Source organism: Mesorhizobium sangaii (genome assembly GCF_014207355.1).
Taxonomy (GTDB): Bacteria; Pseudomonadota; Alphaproteobacteria; order Rhizobiales; family Rhizobiaceae; genus Mesorhizobium; species Mesorhizobium sangaii.
This window is the reverse complement of the sequence record NZ_JACHEF010000004.1, coordinates 507,828-525,548: the sequence shown is the minus strand read 5'-3', so window position 1 is coordinate 525,548 and position 17,721 is coordinate 507,828. Positions and strand designations below refer to the sequence as shown.

Below are 17,721 nucleotides of genomic sequence, written 5' to 3'. Positions count from 1 at the left end.
AGGCGGGCCGGGAAGGGTTTGAATCCGTGCGGTCCAGAGAGAGCGCTGCGCGGCTCGATCCTGTCCCCGCTCTCCCGAGGTTGACACCATGTACATGATCTCGCCCGCTGCGGCGGTTCCCGCTGCCGCGCCGCTCCCGCTCGCCCAAACCGGTGCAGCCGGCGCTATCTTCGCCGCCGCCGGCCTGCTGCTTCTCCGTCTCGAACGCGGCGAGTGCATCGACGCGCCAAAGCTGCGCTCGGCGATGGAAGCCGCATTCGGCGCCTCCGACGCCGCCGGCGCCTGGGACTGGAAGCAGGCCTACGATGCCTGCGAGGCCGCGACGGTCCTTTTCCTGCGCAAGTACGGAAAGGCGTTGTTCCACAAAGCCGCGTCGCCGGCTCTCCGGCTTTCCGCATTGTCGAAGATCGCCGGGCTCATGCCGACGCATACCCGCCGATCCGAAGAGGCGCAGACCTTCCAGCAGTTCTCAACGCCGATTCGGCTCGGCCTGGTCGCGGCAACGGCCGCCGCCATCACGCCCGCCGACCGTGTGCTGGAGCCTTCCGCCGGCACCGGGCTGCTCGCTATCCTGGCCGAGATAGCCGGCGCCTCGCTCGTCCTCAACGAGCTTGCCGAGACGCGCGCGGCACTTCTCTCCTGCCTCTTTCCGGCCGTCTCCGCCAGCGGCAACTGGCACCTGCGCTCGCCCCTGCTGCAAAGCCGACGCCTGCTCCCGCCGCCCCGGCCAACTGGATGATACGGTCCGTGGCTGAGCTGTCGACGAGGCTATCGTCCCGCGCGACGGCCGCGGCCCTGTGGAATGCAGGCCGCGCCGCCCACCCAACCCGGCAAGAGGGCCCAAAGGATAGCTACAGCAGAACTGGCTCGACTTACTGGCCAGTCGTTTGCGTCTGCTTTCGCGGAAGGCAGTCATCGCCCAGCGCGTGACGCCGTAGAATAAGAGGCCAAACACCAGCCCAAGCGCTACCGCACCTATTAGCAATGGCTTCAACACCGGCTCCCACAATTGGGAAAAGGAAAGATGATTCATCATCTCGCTTAAATGCGAACGCGGCCCCGAACTTGGCATTCGGCCGTGCAAAATGAATTTGCCGGTCGCCCAAGATGCCCCCCACAACAAGGGTAAGGTTAGCGGATTTCCGAGTACAACTGTGCCCAGTGCAGCGGCCACCAGGTTTCCTGCGATCACCCAGCAAAGGACGGCGGCAATGACGGTATGAAAGCCAAGTGGAAAGAACGAGGCAAAGACGCCCGACGCAACCCCAGCCGCCACCGCATGCGGAGTGGCGTTCAGTCGCAAGATTCGCTTTGAGAAGTACTGGAACGAGCGCCAGAAAGAGTTTCGGGGCCACAGATAGGTGCGTAAGCGCTCAAATAGCCCATTAGGATGCCTTCGGCGAAAAAGCATTCTCGTGCCCCGCAGACCGGATGCGAAACGTGTTGACCGACAGATCGGCTCTAGACACAACTGTGGACTGCGCGCCTTTGTTCCTAAGTGTCAGCTTTCAGACGTTTCTTGCGCGCCAGGCGCATCGATGGTTACCGACATCGATTACGCCATGCTGGTCAAGATGTACGGCGAGCCGGAAGGCACGGCAGTGAGGAACGCCGCTACAGCCCCGCCGAGTGCCCTGTCCTGTTGCATCCAGCATCGCTTATAGCATCGCGTTGCAAATCGAGGTTCTGATCGTTGGTCGAGACCCGTGCGTATCCTTCAGCATAGCGATGTCGCCTATTGATCAGATTGCGAGGGCCCGTCTTTAGAGGGCGGCGCTTCACCGCCGCCTGAAGGCGGAAATGCGCTGGAACCCTCTCTCGCGAGAAGAGTTACGTCGACGGTCCCCCTCGGATCACGGGCAACATCCACCTTCGGCTTGGATCCTTGTAGGCATGTGGAGCACATGCGATGCTCCGGAACATTTCGCAAACCGACGCTCGTTAATTTATGGGGCATTCGGCCCGGTTCGATGGCGATTTGCGTGCGTGAGGCTTGCGTGACAGAAGATTCCAACCAAGACATCGACCGGAAGCGATCACGGGCCAGGGCCACGTCTGACAAGAATCGTGGCCAGACGCAGCGTAAGCAACCGGCCACGGAAGGTGCCTCCGTCCGCACCTCGGCCATCCCGGTCATTGGCATCGGCGCGTCAGCCGGTGGTATCGAAGCGCTAGGCCAATTCTTCGACGCCATGTCGGCGGACAGTGATTGCGCCTTCGTGGTCGTTTTGCATCTCGACCCCAAGCGCGAAAGCGAAATGGCGAACGTTCTCAGCGCCCGTACGGCGATGCCGGTTGTTCAGGTCGTGGACGGGATGCGGCTTGAAGCCAACCACGTCTACGTGATTGCACCCAATTCCGACCTGCGGATCGGCGACGGCGCCTTGCACATGTCAAAACCGGTAGCGCCGCGCGGGCAAGGGCATCCTGTCGACGTGCTCTTTAGTTCACTCGCTGCGGACCAGCACCAAAGAGCCGTCGCCATCGTACTCTCCGGGACGGGAAGCAATGGCACCGAGGGTCTGAAAGAAATCAGGGCCGAGGGCGGCATGAGCTTGGTGCAGGCGCCCGAGACGGCCAAGTTCGACGGCATGCCCCGGAGCGCCATAGCAGCCGGCATGGCCGATCATGTTCTTCCTCCGGAAAAGATGCCGGAGGCCCTGCTTGCGTACATCCGCCACGGCTACGTCGCCCTGGAGGCAGAGATCGAGGCTACTTCGCCAGGCGGGCGCGTGACGCTAGAGCAGGTTCTGGACCTAGTGCGGGCTCATGGCAGCCCCGATTTCCGCAGCTACAAACGCAACACGCTCAAGCGTCGCGTTCACCGCCGTCTGGGCCTCCGGAACATCGAAACGCTGGACGAATATATTGACGAACTGCGCACCAACCCGGAGGAAGTCCGCATGCTAGCGGGGGACCTGATGATCAGCGTCACCGCATTTTTCCGCGACGCCGAAGCGTGGAAGGCTCTCGCCGAACAGGCGATCGCGCCGATGGTCGCGGAGCGCACGACCGGCGCTTCGGTCCGGATCTGGGTACCAGCCTGCTCCACTGGCGAAGAAGCCTATTCCATTGCAATGCTGGTGACCGAACTCGCTGAGGCAGCGGGAAAACACTTCGAAGTGAAAGTCTTCGCGACCGATGCCCAAGAAGATAATCTGCGCAAGGCGCGGGATGGCATCTACCCAGCTGCCGCCATGGCGGGTTTCTCCGTCGCACGCCTGCAGCGCTTCTTCGAAAAACTCGACGGAACCTGGCAAGTCAGCAAAGCGCTTCGCGACATGGTTGTGTTCGCCCCTCAGAATCTGCTCCGCGACCCGCCGTTCTCGCGCCTCGACCTAGTGTCATGCCGCAACGTCCTGATCTACCTGGAGCCAGAGGCGCAGCAGAGGATTATCGCCCTTTGCCATTTTGCCTTGCGCCCGGGCGGCCATCTCTTTCTTGGCAACGCGGAAACTATCGGCCGGCACGAAGACCTGTTCGAGACAGTATCGAAGAAATGGCGTATTTTCCGCCGCTTGGGGCCGACCCGGCACGACCTCATCGACTATCCACGGTCGGATGGACCCATGGAGCGCCAAGCGATAGACAAGACAATATTGCCAGATGCTGAGCAAAACGTTCCGGCGGCCGAAATGGCTCGTCGCGCGCTCCTCGAACGCTACGCGCCGGCGTCAGTGCTAATCGACCAGAAAGGCCGTGTCCTCTATTTCCATGGAACGACCCGAGACTATTTGGAGCAACCCCCTGGCGAGCCCACGCGTGATTTGCTGACGATGGCCCGTGATGGCCTAGGCTCGAAACTTCGCGTGGCAATCCGCGATGCGGCCAATGAAGACAAAAGCGTGACCGTCAGCGCTCGCATGCGGGAGACTAAGCCGGGTCGATCTGTTTCGATGACCGTCGTGCCGGTGCCCTCCCGCGCTGGTGGCTTTTTCCTCGTAAGTTTTGCGCCTGTCGCGCAGCGACAAGAGACCACCGAGACCGCTACGCGCGAGAATGCGGGGGATGTATCTTCGGGCGAACAGGCCCTCCAAGAGGAGTTGAAGGCGGCCCGCGCCGAATTGCGGACCACCATTGAACACATGGAAACGACCAATGAGGAGCTGAAAGCTTCGAACGAAGAAGCTACCTCGGTGAACGAGGAGCTTCAGTCTACCAACGAGGAACTGGAGACTTCGAAAGAGGAGCTGCAGTCGTTCAATGAAGAACTGAACACCGTCAACGCCCAGCTTCAGCACAAGGTCGCCGAACTTGAGCGCGCCACCAACGATTTGAACAATTTGCTGGCCGGGTCCGATACTGCAACGCTGTTTCTCGATACCAATTTCCGGATCAAATGGTTTTCTCCCGCTACCAAAGGGCAGTTTGACCTGGTGTCATCAGATATTGGCCGTCCGATCGGACATTTCGCCCGGAAGTTTTCCGACGAAAATCTCTTGTCGGATGCCGAGACGGTGCTCAAAAAGCTCACCCCGATCGAGGTCGAAGTACGAGGCGATTCGGGCCGCTGGTATCTGAGGCGTATGCTGCCCTATCGCACACTGGACAATCACATAGCCGGCGTCGTGGTTACGTTCAACGACATCACCGATCGAAAACGTGACGCCGAAATGATCGACGCCGCCCGCATCTATTCCGAAACGATAGTGCGGACGGTTCAGCATCCCTTGCTGGTTCTGGATGGCAGTTTGCGCGTGCAAAGCGCCAACACGGCTTTCCGCGAACTGTTCGCTGTTTTCGAGGAAGAACCTAAAGGCCGTCTTATATTTGAACTGGGAACCGGCGAGTGGAATGATCCGCCACTGCGGGCGCTTCTGAATGAAGTGCTATCGAAGGACGAGGAAGTCCACAATTTTGAAATCGAGCAGGATTTCCGCCAAGCCGGACGACGATCCATGCTGCTCACCGCGACCAGGTTGCCGCAAGAAGGAGGCCGCGATGAATTGATCCTGATAGCGATCGAAGACGTCACAGAACGCCGACGTGCCGATGAGCATCGCAAAATCCTCATGGGCGAACTCAATCATCGTGTAAAGAACACGCTGGCGGTGGTCCAATCCATAGCGAGCCAAACCCTTGGTCATGCTTCAACCATAGAAGAGGCGCGGCAGGCCTTTGGCGCTCGTCTAATCAACTTGGCGCAGGCGCATGACGTGCTGACCCGGGAAAGCTGGACGGGGGCCGATCTGACCGAAATCATCCGTGATACAGTCAAACCACATGCAGGCCGGACAAACCGTTTCCAAATCGATGGTCCGCCCATCCAACTCGCGCCGGGCGCATCGCTCGCACTCTCGATGGCACTGCATGAGCTGTCCACCAATGCGGCGAAATATGGCGCGCTCTCGCGCGATGAAGGTCACGTCTCCATCGTATGGCGGCTCCAAAGCCATGGTGAGGATCGCCGCCTCTTTCTCAGCTGGACCGAAGCCGGTGGCCCGCCCGTTATCGCGCCGACGCGGAAGGGCTTTGGGTCGCGATTGATCGAACGTGCACTCGCGTCGGAACTAGGGGGCAAGGTGCGCGTTTCCTACGAATCGTCCGGTGTGGTGTGCACGATAGATGCGCCGATGCCGGAGCGAGCTGAACAGGCAGGGACATTGGGTGCGGAGCCACAAAGCCAGACGGATCTTGATCGTCGAGGATGAGTCCCTGGTCGCCATGGACCTTGAGTACCTGTTGACGGAAATGGGGCACATCGTTGTGGAGGTCGCCACTCGCGTGCGAGAGGCCATGGAGTTTGCCCGGGATAGCGAGATCGATTTCGCAATACTCGACATCAACGTGTCGGGAACGCAATCTTTTCCTGTCGCGGAAATCCTGAGACAGCGAGGGATTCCATTCGTGTTCGCCACAGGCTACGGTTCGGCCGGGTTGGTGGATGGATACCGCGATGAACCAACGCTTCAGAAACCCTATCAGCCTCGCGAACTTGAACATTTGATCGCAGCGACGCCGCCGATCATTCCCTAACCGCCGCCAGATCAAGGCCAATATGGGCCGAGGTAATCCGGCCAGCTTCCGGTGTGATCCAATCCTGCTCGACCAGATCGCGGAGTTTGTAAGCTCGATCCAACGCCTGCTTGCTGGCTGCATGCCAATCTGAAGCGATGTTCGCTTCACCCGACTGGCTATGCTCGGCCATCTGGAGGCAGAACTCCGCACGCTCGTTGAGGAACCTGACCGCGGCGCGCATCACCTTTTCCAGTTCCTCGAACTGAGCCGAGGCCATCACCTCAGCTGTGTAGGTATGCCCGACATGGCAATCGAATTTTACGATCGACCCGACCTCACGTCTTTTCAGGGCACCGCCGCAATCCGGACAAGTGACCGTCAAAGGCCGTTCAAAAGTTCTGCCGCCGGAAATTGCGAGCTTTTCCGCCGCGCGCGGTTGCGAAGGGGTGATTGGCATGACCACTGCCTTTCCATCTGTTCCATTGACCAGCTTAATCAGTAGATTCGGGATGTCCGCGAGCGGTAGGCAATAGTCCAGACTGACATGCCCGGCGGCGCTCTTGGGCATATCAGGGTGGGCCGCGTCCTCTGGATCCTGGACCACAGTGAGTCCGCCGTGCTGCTTTATCTCCTCAAGGCCGAGCGTCCCGTCATTCAGATTGCCCGTCAGGATCACCCCTATGACATTGGAACCGTAATTTTCGGCGGCGCTTCGGAACAATGGATCGATGGCCGGCCGGGCGCAATTTTCCTTGGGCCCACGCGATAGGTGAACCCTGCCCTCGACGACGGTTAGATGACGATCCGGGGGGGCCACATAGATACGTCCAGGCCCGATCGTTTCGCCGTCTTCTGCGTACGTTGCAGGAATCGGACCAGCTGCTGTCAGAAGGGCTGGGAGCGAGCTTTTGTGGGCGCCAATGTGCAACACGATGACAACTGGAGCTGAAAAGGCCGCCGGCAGACCGCCAACCAGACCCTGCAGAGCACTAACACCCCCTGCCGAGGCGCCGATCACTACGATTGCGGAGCGTGCCATGCGAGCCTCGCTGGATTGCAGTTCAACAGGAACGCGCGAGACCGCCAAAAAGTTCGCAATAGCCAAACTATCCACGCGGCACGAGCGAATCGCTTGGGCGTTCGCCTCTCGTACCCGGACAGTTGCAACGGCATTAATTTTGCCGATCAAGCAATCTCCGCTTTCGGTAAAAAGCGTCGGCACCAGGTAAGTTGGGATTACATAGGGCTTGGATCAGCCATCCAGTGCAAGATGCCCGAAATTCAAGAACCGCGTCCTTGCTAGTGAGCCCCGCAATGCACCGAGCCATTTGCGGTTTAGGCGGACAACGCCCGTCTGTTCGCAGAGTAAAATCGCCAATTTCAAAAATAGGATCGAGAACATGTTCGCACGCCCCAAAGACTGGCGCCGCATCCACACGAAGTACGACCGATGTGCTCGCACTTTCCTGTCGGCGATCGCTTTCGCTGCTGCAGGCTTCATCTTCTGGATCGATGAGCCCTGACCCCTCGCTGACGTAAGGATCGTTTCGACTAACGCGAGGCTTTCCTGGAGCGGCTGAGCACTGCACGACTGTTTAATGGACGCCGATCAGGAGTGGCAGGCGATGGGAGACGCCTAGCAGGGGCTCGGCAAGGCAGTCGGCAACGATCGGTTTCGCGCCGAGGGCGCTGCACAGGAAGCGAAGGGCAAGGTCGAGAAGGCGGTTGGCGACGCCAAATCTACAGTAAAGGATGCGGCCAGTAAAGCAGCGGCGGCAATCAACAACAGCTCTGATTTGATGAGACGGATCGACCTTCAAAGGCCTACCCCGTCTTTTGTTTGTTCGTCGCTCTCGTTATCTGGCACCACGTCATCCTGAGCAGCCAGAAAATTTGCTACGTGGTGCAGAGACCTCGAAGTGATCGCAGAAGACCTTGATTACGACGAGCAAGGGCACTGCCATGATCGCACCAACAAACCCCCACAGCCACGACCAGAACGCGATGGCGAAATTGGCCTTCCAGCACGTCGCAAAGAAGTACGAAGGCCGGGGCTAACAGCGCGTAGGATAGAGTGTCAAAGCTGATCAGCCCTATGACTGCAACCAGAACGATGGTGACCAAGGCACCAATGTACGGCAGGAAATTCAGAAGGGCTGCGGCTGCGCCCCAGAGCAAGGGACTGGGCATGCCAAGCGCCCAGAGGCCGAGAGCGATAACGGACCCCAATCCGATGTTGATGACCGCAACCGTGAAAAGGTAGCGCGAGATCTCGCGCTCCACATCATAGGCGACCTGAAGCGCTCGTTTCTTATCGCTGAGCTTTGGAAATGACTGGATGATCTTTTCGTAGAACATGGTTCCGGAGGCGAGAATGAACAGCGATAGCACGAAGATGATCGTGATCCTGGTGCCCGCCGATAGAAGGCTACCCGCAGCCTGCGAGACAAGGCCAGACGGAGCGACCGCAACTTTCTGGACGTCCGGTCCCCGCGTTGCATCGGTCGCGCTCTCAACCTGATGCGAAATCTCGAGGAACCGTTCAAAGGGATGTTTCAGGCCGGAAAGCCGTTCGCTGAGCTTTTGGCCAATCGAAGGCGCATTGCTGATCAACTGGACGATCGGGTCGCTAAGGAGATAGCCCGCGCTGGCAACAGCGCCGAGTAACAATAGAACCAGTATCGTCGCCGACACAGCTTCCTGCACGCCATGCTTTTTCAGGAAGCGGACGACTGGCCTCAACGTGAGCGCAAGCAGGAACGCCAGGATAACCGGCACGAAGAAGTCCTGCGCAAAAAACAGGGCGTAGACCACCATGAAAAGGAATATTCCTATTACCAGAGACCGGATCAAACGCGTATCGGCACGCAAATTTGCGGTGGCTGAATCTTCTGCGGCCGTCCCCGCGGATTCGATTTTCATAGGGATCCTCCGACGCGCTTGAACGGTCGCCATCCTACTCGCTTTGCTGCGGCACGTAAGCAGACCGCAGGGAGTTCGCGTGCATCGAGGACGTCGGCGCCGGATCTGGCGAGATCGAACATTTGATTTCGAGTAGCGGCCACACCAAGGGACCACCAGCTCAAGGAGGGAAACAACATTCGCCCCGGCTCGCCGCAGGGCGGCAAGGCCGATGTCTGGCTGGTGCTATCAGAGGGCGTCGTCCAGGTGCCGGTGGTGCGCGGTGAAAATATCGACCGTACCCTGCCGCATCAACGTCGTCCACTCGCTAAGAAGCTGGGCCACTGGAGAGGCGATGCGACGGTGTTGTCGCTGCCCGCCGCTTCCTCAGCCCGGCGGTGCTGGTGCAGTCGGCGGGTGGCGGGTCGATCCGCACCTCGGCGACGTCGATGTGGAAATAGCCGATCGGATAGCTCTTGAACTTCTTCCTTACGGGCTTGTCACCCTCGACATCCGGCAGCCGGCCGATGCCGTAGCGCTGCAGGCAGATGCAATGAAGATCGGGTCAAATGCGGGATCGTAGGCTGCAGCGCGTCGAGACAGTCGTCCAGTGGCAGCAGCGTGTAGCGACGGAAGGCGACGATGATCGCCTCTTCCTCGACGGAGCGCACCGTCAAGCGCGGCTCCTCGGGCCAGTCGGCATATCGGCGACCGAAGTCCGCGTCTTCCACTTCGCGACTATCTTCTTGTTGATCCCGTAGCGTTTGGCCGGCGTCCTCAAGCTCTCTTGACTATGTTGTATCGCTCGACGGATCGCCTCTGTCGTCGTGGCGCTCCCATGAAGGACTTGGCCCATAGCGCATCCTTTGATTCGAACAACAAGGATGCCCCATCAAAGCCTGGGATCAACATCTACGGCATACTAGCCCCAGGGCAAAAAGCGCTTCTGCCCAGAGAATGGGTCAACCACAGCTAAAGGGCCCCGTGAGGATGTGCAGGCAGACAAGCGGCACGCGCGAGTCCGAAAATAACGATCCAACGCTTTCTAAAGGGCTACTTCTTTACGATGTTGCCGTGGTCCAGGTCGAAGGCCTGCGTGCCTCCGGCTTGCTTTTTAAAATCATCCTGAAGTTCACCCCATTCCCCGAGGTACGCCCCACACTGGCTGCAATGAATGGCCGTGTGTTCTTCCGCGTTGTCCGGGATGTGCATCAGTATCCTCCCGCAGGCTTTGCAATCCAGTTTATGGTCAAGCCTTTTGGTGTCCATCGATGCTGGAACCTCCCCCTTAGTCAGTGGTATTTATCAGCCTGCTTGCACACCGTCCAGTTTTCAGAGACACCGGCACTCCCGCGGGCACCAACGTTGACTCCGGTTATGCCAAAAGCGTATGTCACGGTTCGTGCCTCACGTCCAAGGCGCGGCGTTTGACCTATAAAGGTATAAAAATGGACGAAAAATATGCCAATGCGCGAGAGCACTTCTTCGCTGCAATTCGCACGCTAGCGGCCTCTTCCGACAGCATCCAAACGCGCTTGATCGACGCCAATGTCAACATTTTGCACGTCACTATCGATGAATTCGATGGTGACCGGGAACTCAAGTTCAAGTTTGCCAAAATACTGGATCTTTTGGCGGTCGATCAGGACGATATGGAGGCCGTGGCAGTCGAGACAGCCGCGCACATGACTGATTTTGAAGCCATCAAACTCGCGGATCTCATTTGCGATTTTTATTACGAGCTCACGTAAGTCGGCGCTGTGGGCAGACAGGGTCAGTCCGTCTTCCCACAGCGTGGCGCCGGATCTTGGCCAAACACGTTAGGAGCGGCTGAGATCAATCCGGCTGATCACAATGTTCTTGCCGGTCGCAGGGTCCTTGTCGATCGTCGTCAGACGCATGCCATTGTCTCCAACCTTTTCCAGTCTCAGCTGGGCCGCCCGGTCACCATTGACTTCTTTTGCCCAGTGAATCCCAAGGACCAGGGCGTTGCCTGAGCGATTGCCGCTGAGGCCGGCGGGGCCAGTGCTCGATCCAGTGTATTTGCCCGTGTATGTTGTGCCATTGGTCTTGACGTCGGCGCCGATCGCTCGCGAGAAGACCACGTAACCTGTACATTTGCCATCCAGTGACAACGAGCTCTCAGTAGCGTCAGACGCAAATTTGCAATTGATTTTGATGGGCTTGGCATCAGCGTCGACTTTAACCGTGCCCTTGCCAACCCAGCTTCCGGCGAATGATTTCAGAAAGGCGCCGTCAGCGGCGTGCGCGGGCCCTGCGATGCAAAGCATTGCCGCGGCCAGTAGCCCAAGGGTTTTTGTCATGATTAAATCCTTCAGTGAGGCGCCAGCGCAAGCTGGCGCAACAGGTTGCAGATATGGGTACACAGAAGTCCGCCCGTCTAGGCGGCGCCAACTGCCTTCTCTATCTCCTGGGCCGAATGGCCCGTGAGATCCTTGGCGATTTCGCCAACAAGCACGGCCGTTAGTTTCTGATGATAATGCTTACGCAGCTCCCCAAGGGTTCGAGGAGCGGCGATGATGATCAGATTTTCGATTTGTCCGCCGAGAACCTGGCGGTTGAGCAGGTCGGCAGTTCCGGTTGCGAAACTGTCTTCCTCGATTTGACTGTTGTCTGGATTGGCGGAGCTGCTCTGATGACGGGCGCCAGACCCCCTATTGTCGTTGGTAACGTCATCGCCCGCGGAAGCCGTGAGTGGTGGATTTGCTTCGTCTCCTGTGTTGCGAAACAAGTTGAGCCTCTCACCGTCAGCAACTGCAACGGTAGCGCCTTTAGGAATATCCATTTGCGAGTCTCCGAAATTGCGCCAATCGTCGGCCACCTAATTCGATAGATAGCGTGCTGACGTGAGCCTCAACGTCTCAAGTAGCCATTGGATGCCTCGGGTCGGAGCTTTTCACTGTCGCTGGAACGAATGTCGTCGCACGCCGTTCGCTGAAGTTGTGCGGCTGAGGTGACGCGATGCACGATGCTTTTTTCAGGGTTCCGATGACAGTTGAGTTGCCAAATGGCGATGCTCGTACGCTGTCTAGTGCAGCCGAGGCTGCCATCTTCATGATGGAGACGTGGCCTGAAGAGCACGGGGAAAGATTCCGAGACGCGCTCCAGGCCTGCACTGGCTCACTGTCTACCGCCGACGACGTTGAAAATGCACGACGCGCATTTTGGCAGCTGCGAAGGAGGCTGGCCTGAACGGGCAGGCGTCACGATGGAGACGCTCCATCGCTCCGTTCGGTAGAGCAGCCCAAGTCGTCCTACATCGCCGATGAGAAAAGGCGGGATCGTGGACAGGGAAGAGCAAGAAGATGAGTTGATTGCTTCTGGCGTTAACAAAGAAGTCGCTGCCGACGGTGTTGTACCTGCTATCCTATCAACATGCCCAGCAAAGTGCTGGCCGCAAAAGCCGCAGGCGAACCGGTACCGAGACTCCGCTTCCATAACGTCACGATTCAAATGTATCAAGTACGTGAGCAGCTAACCTCGTCCTGCAATCGGCTAAGTGACGCCGAGGCTTGGCGTAGTAGGCGACCGCCGCCTTGGGGAAGGCGATGGCGCTCTCCTGTTTCTCGTCAGGCAGGATCTGCGAGAAGGCGATGCGGGAAGCGTCGTCGATGCGGATCGGTCCTCACTCAGCGACCGTGCCAAGCGTATCGGCAACCACCGCCCCTCTCTGGCCCATCGGCAATGGCGGCCCGATGGTTGAATCGCGTGATGTCTGATGTTCCATTTCAGCGTTGATCGCGGCGCCGACAATGAGAATGACGACCGAAATCCAGGTCCACATCATTAAGCCGACGACTGCACCTAACGATCCGTAGGTCACATTGTAATTGGCGAAATGCAGCCCGGCTTGGGCCGAACCGGTAAATGAGCGATATTCCGGTGATTACGGCTAACATGAGGATCGGCCACCGCCCTAAAACGAAGAGCATTTCTGTCCATTTGTCGAGATACAAGTACGACAAGACGGCGGGAACCACACCGACGGCCAGGAGCAAAACGATGCCGATCATCAAAGCACCAATGGTGAACCCGACCGACATGATATTCAGTCTGAGAAAGCCGCGTTTTTCAGTCTCCGCGTAGGCGATGTTCATGGCGTCGAAAAGCGCTTTGATACCGCTGTTGGCGCTCCACAATGCAATAGACAGGCCGACGAAAAATCCTACGCCAAGGGCGCTGGTGTTCTGTTGTGCCAGCGCTTGCAGTTGCTCACGAATGAGATCGAGGCCGGTCGAAGGAAGCAAGCCGGCGAGATAGGAAACGTGATCGGCTACGGTTACTGGATCGGCTACAAACCCGTATAAAGACATGAAGGCCGCTAAAGCTGGAAACAGAGCAAGCAGCAGGTAGAAAGTGGCACCAGCGGCCACGAGCAGCACGCGATCCTTGTTGAATTCCTCCCACACGCGCCAAGCGATATCCTTCCACCCTAGAGCAGAAATCTGAGATGGCCATTCGGCCTCCCTGCCTCGCTCTTGCCCGGCCTCACCTGCAGTCGTTGAGCGAGCCTTGGAGGAATTTGCCGCGTGGCGTTCCGCCTCCCGGTCAATCAGGGATTTGCTTTCTTCGTACTTCGGTGTTTTTGCTGGCATTTCGAACAGTTCACATCGCGTCAGACGGCGAAGTTCGACATCTGGTCAACCAGAGGGGCGGGCCGGCGAAATATGGACACCGGCCCATTCCCTACAATCACAGCTTCTTGTTGATCGCTGCAACGGTTTTGTTCGTCGCATCCTTTACAGCGGCCTTAGCGTCGCCAACCGCCGTCTGGACCTTCCCCTTCGCTTCCTGAGCTGCGCCCTCGGCCCTCATCCTATCGTTGCCGACGGCCTTACCAACGCCCTGCTTCACATTTCCGGCTGCCTGATTAGCGAGGCCAGCTGCTTTATCGCTCGTGCTACCCATGGTGATGCGTGCTCCTTGTGGATTGAACAACACCATCAAACGCTGCCGCCAACGACGAAGTTCCACAGCCCCCATGCCGCGAGTGATTCGGCGGGAGCCAAAACCGTACGGCTGCAGCAGCCCAATGCCCCGTCTCAATGCTGCCCCTTCATAATCCTCGCTTCTGGTAGGAGAGATCGTTGAGAAATTCTCCGATATGCAGGACGATCTCGCGAGGGAACGCAAGGCAACGATGCGCTCCCTTGCGGTCTCCAGGCGCAGTCTCACTGGCTCGGGAAATCGAATGTCCCTAATGGTTTTCTCCGTTCCGACAGATCGATTACATCGACTTGTTGTAGTGGCCTCCCGAAGCGACTCCGAAGGCGCTGACTGCCTTGGCCGCGACGATGTCCCTGCGGCCGTTACAAGCAAATCCATGCGGCGGCCAAAGGCGTGGCCGTTGAGGTGCAAGAGGTCGAAGGCAACGAAATACAAGGGTCCAGCCGCAGCCAAGAAGCCGGCAAGGGAGAATCATCGAAATCTTCTGATCGGAAACCTAAGCCACAGATCGGAGCTTAAGCCTCAATGAGCACACGCGGAGCCAACTTCCTCGATCAATGGATCGCGAACGACGTTTTGGAGACGACGAAGGCTGATGTCATTTCGATCGACGAGTTGACCAACCAGCCTTTGATCGACGCCAGCGTGACCGGGATCAAACGAATCGAGATCGATGAGGAAGTCGACAGCCTCTACCGGACGATACTTGATTGCGCACCACGAGCCCGGCGGTCCGGAATGACTTGGCCAGTCGTTAAAATGGTATGGAACCGTGGGACAAAAGACGCGTTATGAGCCCGAGCGGTCGCTTCGTGTAGCCGCTCAGAGTGAGGACAAAGGCCCGTCGCCAGCGCTCCTAATGGCGGCGGGCTTTCTATTCACACCCGCGCGCTGTGACGCGTCGGAAGCGATTGCCACGAGCTTCCTCGATGAAAACCGCTCTCAAGCATGGCAGCATCCTTGCGGACGCCACGGATTGTGTTTGCGCAGGCCGATACCAAAAGTGCTGGACAGCAGCCTCTGCGTCGTGCGCCTAAATCGCCGCCGCTTTTGGCTGTCCTTTGGTGGCGGCGACTTAACCACATTCAGATCTAACCCTAGCCTGCGCAACCAACTCTTTGACCCTTTGCTGGTTGACCCAGCACACTTCCTAGCCTTGCCCGCTGCCGAGAGGTGGCGGGCTTTTTTGTTGGAACGTTTTGCGCCGGTGTAGGTTAGTTCATGTGCTCGGTCGTCCCCTCAATCGAGCGCACAAACAAAGGCCCGTCACGGCGTCCTCCGTGGCGGGCTTTTTGTCAACGGAACTTCGTGCCCCTTTGGGAGGTTTAAACAGCGGCGGCCGGCTCTTCAGCGGGCGGTCGCTGACCAAAGACCGAAATCTTGGTCGGCCCGTGCTTCCCCCGAGGTGGCGCGGGCCATCGCTTTCGGACCCTCACCGCGCAAGTTCCGCGTAATGGCTTCTATCAGGCAAATTGCAAGCGCGCCGCCGTGCGGCTGACTCAGTCGCAAGTCGTCGACCCAAAGGCTTCGCCGTCGACCAGCACGCGAGCAGGCGCCACCGGAAAAGCGCTGCGCAGTGACGTAGGCCTTGTGGCGATCAAGCGCCTGGCGGCTTCTCGCCGGGGCGACCTTGAATTGACGCCGGCGACGCACGAATGAGAGACGCGCGCCTCGAACGGGTTGTCCCTATCGAGCCTATACCTTCATCGAAACAGACGCCTTGTCAACGTTAATGAGGTCTCCAATCCTGACTGTCATCTTCTGACCGTCGTCTACCCGCGTCACAAGCCCATTCTGTGCGGCCCGCGCTTTTCTACGCTTCCATTGGCAACGGAGGCTTCCACGGCAGCCAGCGGCGCTTCCAGGCTCCAGGTAACCCCATGCGCGCCGTATTCGAGATTTCCATGCCCACCAACCGCCGTGGGCGCAACCCGCTTCAGCACCACGGTTCCAAACCCGCCATGTCCGATAGTCTGAATTTGCGGACCATCTGTTTCGGCCCAGGTGAGGTGAAACAGCCTTAAAGCACCGGAACCAGTGATGTTCCATGTAACCGAGATCCCGCCGTCATCGCCTGACAGCACGCCGTACTTGGCCGAGTTGGTCGCGAGTTCGTGGAAGGCTATCCCTAGATACTGCACTGCATTGGGGCTGAGGACAACGGATGGGCCGGATAAGGCGATGATCTCCCCCCGTGGGAAAGGCGAGGCCTGGGCTACTAGGACCTCATTGATGGTGGCTCCCTTCCAGTCGGCCGAGACAAGCAAGTCGTGGGATCGCGACAGAGCCATAATGCGTTCGCGCACCTGGCGTTCAAACTGGTCAGGCGTCTCAGACCGTTTGTTGGTCTCGCGTATCATCGACAGGATGACAGAATACTGGTTCTTGACGCGATGGTTGACCTCGCGCATCAGCATCTGGATGCGGTGCTGGTTCTCCTTCGCCGAAGTGATGTCGCGAGCAATCTTTGATGCGCCGATGATCTGCCCCGTTGCGTTGCGCACGGGCGATATAGTCAGCGAGACCGGAACGCGACTGCCATCCTTGCGCTGACGGATCGTTTCAAGCGTTTCGACCCGCTCGCCACGGCGAATGCGTTCGAGAATGCGGGGTTCCTCGTCCTGGTGATCATCCGGGATCAGCATGGTCACCGACTTGCCAATCGCTTCCTCGGCGGTGTAGCCGAACAGCCTTTCGGCGGCGTGGTTCCAGCTTTTGATGATGGTGTTCAGATCCTTGCTGACAATTGCGTCGAACGAGGATTCCACAATTGCTGATAGATGCTGCCTTGCCTCTTCGGCTCGCTGGCGGTCCGTCAGGTCTAGCAGCATATTCACGGCACCAACCAGATTGCCGTGCTCATCCCGCAGCGGTGTGGGGTGGGGCAGGAATGGAAAAAAGGATCCGTCGGGACGGCGCCCTATGGCTTCCTGGTTGCGAACTGGCCGGTTTTCCTTGAGTGCGATTCCCATCGGGCATTCGTCAAGCGGCAACGCCTTGCCGTCGGCCGTGAACAGCTTGAACGTCGCGTACCATTTATCCTTCCCGATCTCAGGCTCCCTACCTGCAAGCTCGGCGGCTGCGCGGTTATAGTAGGTGATCGTCCCGTGCTGATCGGTCGTATAAATGGCGATCGGAAGGCTATCGACAATCTGATGATACGTGCTGCCCTGCTGCCTCAACTCCGTGCGTGTCCGCTCAAGGTCGGTAACGTCGACCGTAAAGCATCTGGTATTGGTAAGCTTGCCGTCCTGGAAATGGCCGCTCGACGTAATTTCGACATGCTTGATCGAGCCGTTATAGGCTCTCAATCGGGCCGGATATCGCGTGATCTTCTCACCACGGGTTAGCCGTACCAGAATGTCGTCGATCACGTCTCGGTCGGGATAGAATTCGGCAATGTGGCGGCCGACATAGTTTTCCGCACTATACCCGAGCAGGTCCAGTTCAGCCTTGTTTGCGTGCAGAATGACACCATCCGCGCTTACCAGATGCAGCGCGACGTCGCCATTCTCGAAAAAATCCTGATAATCGAATTCCGAACTATCCTCACCGAACAGTTCCGAGCTCTTGAAGGTTACTTCACTCATCCGAGTCCCCGATCGCGGCTTAACCGACCCAAACGTGGTTCATTGCAATTTCGTTCCCAACAGCCGCGCGCTCCTCGGCCGCCCCGCATCGGCTGCAGCTAGGCGGGGCCATTTGCACGGCGGCCGCATCGTCCGCCCGCGTTACAGTTCGGAACCATTTAGCTAAGGCTGATTGAGTCGCGGATTTGCGAGTCAGTTGATGCGTAGCAGCACGATAGACAGAACCACCACGGCAGATGCAAACCCGGTAATGAGAGCGTCGAGCTGCCAAGTTTCGGAGTAATGGAAAGCTGGCCCGGTCGCG

The 17,721-nt window shown here is 58.4% G+C and carries 11 protein-coding genes and 8 pseudogenes; 7 read left to right on the top strand and 12 right to left on the bottom strand.

All coding sequences use genetic code 11. The features are described from left to right. Positions 1–88: 88 nt before the first annotated feature. A pseudogene (locus HNQ71_RS22690) lies at positions 89–724 on the top strand (methylase); the annotation flags it as partial. Between the two features lie 147 nt (positions 725–871). Here the strand turns inward: HNQ71_RS22690 and HNQ71_RS22685 are convergent. Beyond that, a pseudogene (locus HNQ71_RS22685) lies at positions 872–1,411 on the bottom strand (DUF2062 domain-containing protein); the annotation flags it as partial. A gap of 227 nt (positions 1,412–1,638) precedes the next feature. Continuing rightward, a pseudogene (locus HNQ71_RS34985) lies at positions 1,639–1,743 on the bottom strand (recombinase family protein); the annotation flags it as partial. A 254-nt stretch (positions 1,744–1,997) separates the two neighbouring features. On the opposite strand from HNQ71_RS34985, the gene HNQ71_RS22680 reads away from it, so the two are divergent. After that, positions 1,998–5,651 (top strand): chemotaxis protein CheB, encoded by a 3,654-nt coding sequence (locus HNQ71_RS22680; RefSeq protein ID WP_184874830.1) that lies wholly within the window; start codon positions 1,998–2,000, stop codon positions 5,649–5,651. Then, on the top strand, positions 5,635–5,976 hold the full coding sequence (locus tag HNQ71_RS22675) for a response regulator (protein WP_246461814.1): 342 nt from the start codon (positions 5,635–5,637) through the stop codon (positions 5,974–5,976). Before HNQ71_RS22680 ends, HNQ71_RS22675 begins: the two co-directional genes overlap by 17 nt. Here the strand turns inward: HNQ71_RS22675 and HNQ71_RS22670 are convergent. Then, a complete protein-coding gene (locus HNQ71_RS22670; RefSeq protein ID WP_184874828.1) occupies positions 5,966–7,147 on the bottom strand; it encodes a chemotaxis protein CheB in 1,182 nt (393 codons plus the stop codon). The genes HNQ71_RS22675 and HNQ71_RS22670 overlap by 11 nt on opposite strands. A 193-nt stretch (positions 7,148–7,340) precedes the next feature. On the opposite strand from HNQ71_RS22670, the pseudogene HNQ71_RS34980 reads away from it, so the two are divergent. Then, a pseudogene (locus HNQ71_RS34980) lies at positions 7,341–7,481 on the top strand (IS5/IS1182 family transposase); the annotation flags it as partial. A gap of 293 nt (positions 7,482–7,774) precedes the next feature. Here the strand turns inward: HNQ71_RS34980 and HNQ71_RS22660 are convergent. From HNQ71_RS22660 to HNQ71_RS22650, 3 genes and pseudogenes are all read right to left on the bottom strand, one after another. Further along, positions 7,775–8,880, bottom strand: a pseudogene (locus HNQ71_RS22660) (AI-2E family transporter). Between the two features lie 409 nt (positions 8,881–9,289). Continuing rightward, positions 9,290–9,715: pseudogene (locus HNQ71_RS22655) on the bottom strand (transposase family protein); the annotation flags it as partial. Positions 9,716–9,912: 197 nt separating this feature from the next. Beyond that, positions 9,913–10,128, bottom strand: a complete 216-nt coding sequence (locus HNQ71_RS22650; protein WP_184874887.1) for a hypothetical protein — start codon at positions 10,126–10,128, stop codon at positions 9,913–9,915. A gap of 179 nt (positions 10,129–10,307) precedes the next feature. Between HNQ71_RS22650 and HNQ71_RS22645 the strand changes: the two genes are divergently transcribed. Beyond that, on the top strand, positions 10,308–10,610 hold the full coding sequence (locus tag HNQ71_RS22645; RefSeq protein WP_184874826.1) for a hypothetical protein: 303 nt from the start codon (positions 10,308–10,310) through the stop codon (positions 10,608–10,610). A gap of 69 nt (positions 10,611–10,679) precedes the next feature. Here HNQ71_RS22645 and HNQ71_RS22640 read toward each other — a convergent pair whose 3' ends face one another. Both HNQ71_RS22640 and HNQ71_RS22635 read right to left on the bottom strand, forming a co-directional pair. Continuing rightward, complete coding sequence (locus HNQ71_RS22640; RefSeq protein ID WP_184874825.1) at positions 10,680–11,183, bottom strand: hypothetical protein; 504 nt, start codon at positions 11,181–11,183, stop codon at positions 10,680–10,682. Between the two features lie 77 nt (positions 11,184–11,260). Continuing rightward, positions 11,261–11,665, bottom strand: coding sequence for a host attachment family protein (locus HNQ71_RS22635; RefSeq protein WP_184874824.1), 405 nt, complete (start codon positions 11,663–11,665; stop codon positions 11,261–11,263). Between the two features lie 176 nt (positions 11,666–11,841). On the opposite strand from HNQ71_RS22635, the gene HNQ71_RS35865 reads away from it, so the two are divergent. Then, a complete protein-coding gene (locus HNQ71_RS35865) occupies positions 11,842–12,072 on the top strand; it encodes a DUF982 domain-containing protein (protein ID WP_184874823.1) in 231 nt (76 codons plus the stop codon). 325 nt (positions 12,073–12,397) lie between these two features. On the opposite strand, the pseudogene HNQ71_RS22625 reads toward HNQ71_RS35865, so the two are convergent. The 3 genes and pseudogenes from HNQ71_RS22625 to HNQ71_RS22615 all read right to left on the bottom strand — a co-directional run. Further along, positions 12,398–12,493: pseudogene (locus HNQ71_RS22625) on the bottom strand (IS481 family transposase); the annotation flags it as partial. A 12-nt stretch (positions 12,494–12,505) separates the two neighbouring features. Next, positions 12,506–13,475 (bottom strand): annotated as a pseudogene (locus tag HNQ71_RS22620) (YihY/virulence factor BrkB family protein). A 97-nt stretch (positions 13,476–13,572) separates the two neighbouring features. After that, positions 13,573–13,824: a CsbD family protein gene (locus HNQ71_RS22615; protein WP_425492257.1), complete on the bottom strand. Its 252-nt coding sequence runs from the start codon at positions 13,822–13,824 to the stop codon at positions 13,573–13,575. A 528-nt stretch (positions 13,825–14,352) separates the two neighbouring features. On the opposite strand from HNQ71_RS22615, the gene HNQ71_RS22610 reads away from it, so the two are divergent. Continuing rightward, positions 14,353–14,622, top strand: a complete 270-nt coding sequence (locus tag HNQ71_RS22610) for a DUF768 domain-containing protein (protein WP_425492254.1) — start codon at positions 14,353–14,355, stop codon at positions 14,620–14,622. Between the two features lie 986 nt (positions 14,623–15,608). Here the strand turns inward: HNQ71_RS22610 and HNQ71_RS22605 are convergent. Continuing rightward, the gene (locus tag HNQ71_RS22605) at positions 15,609–17,417 is read right to left on the bottom strand and encodes a PAS domain S-box protein (RefSeq protein ID WP_184874822.1); all 1,809 of its coding nucleotides are present in this window, start codon (positions 17,415–17,417) and stop codon (positions 15,609–15,611) included. Between the last annotated feature and the right edge of the window lie 304 nt (positions 17,418–17,721).

What these genes read in the sequence shown, in the direction of transcription:
- HNQ71_RS22635 (WP_184874824.1), bottom strand. Translation starts at nt 11,665, where the DNA reads ATGGATATTCCTAAAGGCGCTACCGTTGCAGTTGCTGACGGTGAGAGG.
- HNQ71_RS22650 (WP_184874887.1), bottom strand. Translation starts at nt 10,128, where the DNA reads ATGGACACCAAAAGGCTTGACCATAAACTGGATTGCAAAGCCTGCGGG.
- HNQ71_RS22615 (WP_425492257.1), bottom strand. Translation starts at nt 13,824, where the DNA reads ATGGTGTTGTTCAATCCACAAGGAGCACGCATCACCATGGGTAGCACG.
- HNQ71_RS22605 (WP_184874822.1), bottom strand. Translation starts at nt 17,417, where the DNA reads ATGAGTGAAGTAACCTTCAAGAGCTCGGAACTGTTCGGTGAGGATAGT.
- HNQ71_RS22640 (WP_184874825.1), bottom strand. Translation starts at nt 11,183, where the DNA reads ATGACAAAAACCCTTGGGCTACTGGCCGCGGCAATGCTTTGCATCGCA.
- HNQ71_RS22645 (WP_184874826.1), top strand. Translation starts at nt 10,308, where the DNA reads ATGGACGAAAAATATGCCAATGCGCGAGAGCACTTCTTCGCTGCAATT.
- HNQ71_RS22610 (WP_425492254.1), top strand. Translation starts at nt 14,353, where the DNA reads ATGAGCACACGCGGAGCCAACTTCCTCGATCAATGGATCGCGAACGAC.
- HNQ71_RS35865 (WP_184874823.1), top strand. Translation starts at nt 11,842, where the DNA reads ATGCACGATGCTTTTTTCAGGGTTCCGATGACAGTTGAGTTGCCAAAT.